Genomic DNA, 4,171 nt, shown 5'->3' with positions numbered 1-4,171 from the left:
AGATCAGTTGGGGAACACCCCCAAGCCGCAGATACTTTAGGTATTAATGTATACATGACCAAGTATGCTGGTGTATTGTTATCCGGTCTCTTGGGTGGAATGGGAGGAGCTATTCAAGCTCAAGCTATCTCATTGAACTTTTCAGGCTCAACTATTGCGGGACAAGGATTTATCGCAATGGCAGCTATGATTTTTGGTAAATGGAACCCACTAGGTGCAATGGGCGCAGCGATTTTCTTCGGATTTGCCCAAAGTTTAGGTGTAATTGGCAACTATATCCCATTTATCCAAGATGTACCAAGTGTCTGGCTGCAAATCGCTCCTTATTTGATCACGATTATCGTATTGGTAGGAGTTATCGGTAAATCAGAAGGACCTGCAGCAAATGGTAAGACTTATATCAAATCAAAATAAAAGAGTGTAAAAAACAATTGGGAGAGAAATCTCTTGATTGTTTTTTTGTAGTGAATTCAATACTTCACTTTTTTACGGTTTTCATCTATGATTAAGGAATAGATTGTTTTATACAATGAGGAGGAAAAAGAATGTCCATCCAATTAACCGAAGGCGTTAATTTGCATGTTTTACCAAGCAAAAAATATAAAACGGTAAGAATAGTTGCAAAGTTTTGTGCCCCTTTAAATAAAAAAAGTATCACTAAAAGAGCGTTGATATCCAGCTTAATTGAAACGAATAGTAAAAAATACCCAACACAAACAGCTTTAAGAAGTGAATTGTCTCATCTTTACGGTGCTAGTTTCGGTACTGCAGTTAGTAAAAAAGGCACTTTTCATATTCTGACAGTTTCTTTAAATGTAGTGAACGAAAAGTATTTGACTATGGGAGATTCTGTTTTATCTGAGGCAATTGCTTTCTTGAAAGAAGTTATTTTTCAACCAAATGTCTTAAATGGACATTTTGACGAAGAAACATTTGAACGAGAAAAAGAAAATTTGGTGAATTATTATGATTCTATAGCAGATGATAAACAATCTTATGCTAGTTTAGAACTACAGAAACTTTTTTTCGAAGATAAAGGGCAACAAACTCCAAGTATTGGAACAAAACAAGATTTAGCAGATCTCACAGCTACTTCGTTGTATGAGTATTATCAAGAAATGCTTTTAAATGATCAAGTCGATTTATATGTTTTAGGCGATGTAAATGAGAATGAAATAGCTGAAAAATTCAAAGAGTTTCCTTTTAAAGCAAGAAAAAAAATGGCACAAACAGCTTTTTATAGCGAGCCTCCAGTTGAAGAAGTCATTTTAAAAACAGAACGGCAAGAAATTACTCAAGCTAAGTTTAACTTGGGTTATGGGACAGATGTTTTTTACCATCAAGCTAACTACTATGCAGGACAAGTGTTTAATGGTTTATTTGGTGGCTTTCCTCATTCTAAATTATTTACAAATGTAAGAGAAAAAGAAAGTTTAGCTTATTATGCCTCTAGTTCTTTAGATACTTTTAGAGGAATGCTGATCGTACAAACGGGTATTGACAGTCAAAAAATGGAACAAGTAAAAAAAATCGTTACGCTGCAGTTAAAAGAAATCCAGTCCGGCAATTTTACGGATGAAGCTATAAATCAAACAAAAGAAATGCTGAAAAATCAATTGCTGCAATCAGAAGATAATTCTGGAGCAATCATTGAACGCATATATGCTAATCAATTGGCTAAGGGAGAAATAATAAGTTTGGAAGATTGGTTGGCTAATATTGATAAAGTAACAAAAGAGGATATTATGGATGTTGCCAATCATGTGAAATTAAAAGCTGCATTTTTCTTATCGGGGGAGGTTAAGTAATGGAGAAAAAAAATTATGAGCAATTAGATGAAACCCTATATACAGAAACATTATCGAATGGATTATCGGTTACTTTACTGCCTAAAAATGGATTTCATAAAACATATGGATTATTCACTACTAAATACGGTTCAATAGACAATCAATTTGTTCCGCTTGGAAAAAAAGAAATGATTCGGGTTCCAGATGGGATTGCACATTTTTTAGAACATAAAATGTTTGAAAAAGAAGATGGTGATGTTTTTAATACCTTTGGAAAACTTGGAGCATCAGCAAATGCTTTTACTAGTTTTACGCAAACAAGTTATTTGTTTTCGAGTACAAGCAATGTGCTGGAAAATATAGAAACGTTATTAGATTTTGTTCAAGAACCTTATTTTACTGAGGAAACAGTCAATAAAGAGAAAGGAATCATTGCTCAAGAGATACAGATGTATGAAGATGAACCGGACTGGCGTTTATTTTTTGGTATTCTTGGCAATATGTATCCTAAACATCCTTTGCACATTGATATTGCAGGAACAGTGGATAGCATTATGGATATTACCGCTGATTTGTTATATGAAAGTTATGAAACATTTTACCATCCAAGCAATATGAATTTGTTTGTTGTGGGAAAAATGGATCCAGAAAAAATGATGCAATGGATCCGAGATAACCAGGCCAAAAAAGAATTTCCGACGGCTGTCGCAATCAAACGTCATTTTCCAGAAGAAACAGCGACAGATATCAAACCGTTTGATTCTATCGAAATGCCAGTTCAACGTGCAAAGAGTATGATTGGCATTAAAGGCATTGGGCCAGTACCGAAAGGAAAAGCCGCTTTGGAATATAAAACAGCTATGGATTTATTGTTGACGTTATTGGTGGGACCGACATCTGATAATTATTTGAAGTTATATGACAAAGGAATTATTGATGATAGTTTTTCATATGATTTTAGTTTGGATCGTACTTTTCATTTTGCAGATATCGGCGGCGATGCTAAAGATCCTGCAGCATTCAGTACAGTTATAAAAGAGATTTTGTTAACAGCGAAGGAAAGTCCTGAATTAACTGAAGAGAAGTTAACCTTAGTGAAAAAAAGAATGATTGGACAAGTGCTGCAATCGCTAAACTCGCTAGAATATATTGCTAATCAATACAGTCAACAAGCTTATGGTGAAGCGACTTTATTTGACGTTGTGCCTATTATTGAAGGCATAACATTGAACCAATTAAAGGTATTAGCAGAAGAGTTTATGCAAGAAAAACACATGAGTGTCTTTCACATTTTACCTAAGGGAGACGGCGAAGCATGAAAGCAGCATTAATAATGGGAGCAAGCGGTGATATAGGTAAAGGAATTGCTGAAGAATTGGCCGCAAGCGGCTGGTCGTTGTATTTGCATTACCATACGGATTACCAAAGTGTGGAAAGACAATTGCAAACCTACCGTGCTGCTTATCCGCAACAAGATTTTTTTGGGCTGCAGTTAGATATGACAGTTGAAGCGGGAATTCCAGAATTTATTAGAAGTATTTTTCAATTGGATGCGATTATTTTCTCCAGTGGTTTTACAACTTTCCAATTACTTACAGAAGTGACTTCAGAAACAATGGATAAAATGTGGGCTGTTCACGTAAAAACGCCTGTCTTATTGATTCAAAAGCTTCAATCAAAACTGGCTCACTCTCCTAATGGCCGAATTGTTTTTATCAGCTCGATTTATGGAGAAACGGGAAGTTCGATGGAGGTTTTTTATAGTACGACCAAAGGAGCGCAATTGGCATTTGTTAAAGCCTATAGTAAAGAAGTAGCAAGTTTAGGGATTACAGTTAATGCTATTTCTCCCGGGGCTATCGAGACGAAAATGAATGGAGCATTTACAGAATTAGAATTAACGGGATTAAAAGAAGAAATTCCTGTTGGACGAATGGGGACCATTTCAGAAATCAGTTTTTGGGTACACCAATTATTAGAATCAAGAAGTGCTTATTTGACTGGTCAATCTATTATTGTGAGCGGCGGCTGGTTAAAATAAATGGTTTAGTTAACTAAAAAATATTTTTATCAGGACTCTTAAAAAACAGGATAAGTAAAAAGAGATGTTTCAACGTGTTTTGGTGTGTTATAATCATAGTGATATGAGCTTTTTATGCTCTCTAAACAAGAGAACAGGTAGGTGAAACTAACATGAACGAAATTGGCGAAAAATTGCAAGAAGCTAGAAAAGCCAAAGGATATACTTTAGATGATTTACAACAAATGACGAAAATACAAAAACGTTACTTAATAGCTATTGAAGAAGGCAATTACAATGTTATGCCGGGTAAATTTTATGCACGGGCGTTTATTAAACAGTATGCTGATACAGTTGGTTT

4 protein-coding genes and 1 pseudogene are annotated in these 4,171 nt (G+C 35.0%); all 5 read left to right on the top strand.

Annotated elements, in window-relative coordinates; all coding sequences use genetic code 11:
- Positions 1-414 (top strand): annotated as a pseudogene (locus RT405_RS02940) (ABC transporter permease); the annotation flags it as partial.
- Between the two features lie 131 nt (positions 415-545).
- On the top strand, positions 546-1,808 hold the full coding sequence (gene yfmF, locus RT405_RS02935) for an EF-P 5-aminopentanol modification-associated protein YfmF (RefSeq protein ID WP_313467420.1): 1,263 nt from the start codon (positions 546-548) through the stop codon (positions 1,806-1,808).
- On the top strand, positions 1,808-3,109 hold the full coding sequence (yfmH, locus tag RT405_RS02930; RefSeq protein ID WP_313467418.1) for an EF-P 5-aminopentanol modification-associated protein YfmH: 1,302 nt from the start codon (positions 1,808-1,810) through the stop codon (positions 3,107-3,109). The genes yfmF and yfmH overlap by 1 nt, the downstream gene beginning before the upstream one ends.
- Positions 3,106-3,831, top strand: a complete 726-nt coding sequence (gene ymfI / locus RT405_RS02925) for an elongation factor P 5-aminopentanone reductase (protein ID WP_313467416.1) — start codon at positions 3,106-3,108, stop codon at positions 3,829-3,831. The genes yfmH and ymfI overlap by 4 nt, the downstream gene beginning before the upstream one ends.
- 152 nt (positions 3,832-3,983) lie before the next feature.
- On the top strand, positions 3,984-4,171 hold a 188-nt coding region (locus RT405_RS02920), incomplete at its 3' end, for a helix-turn-helix domain-containing protein (RefSeq protein ID WP_313467414.1).

This window comes from Carnobacterium sp. (genome assembly GCF_032094055.1).
In the GTDB taxonomy this organism is placed as follows: Bacteria; Bacillota; Bacilli; order Lactobacillales; family Carnobacteriaceae; genus Carnobacterium_A.
The sequence above is the reverse complement of the archived record's forward strand: the minus strand, read 5'-3'. Positions and strand labels throughout refer to the sequence as shown.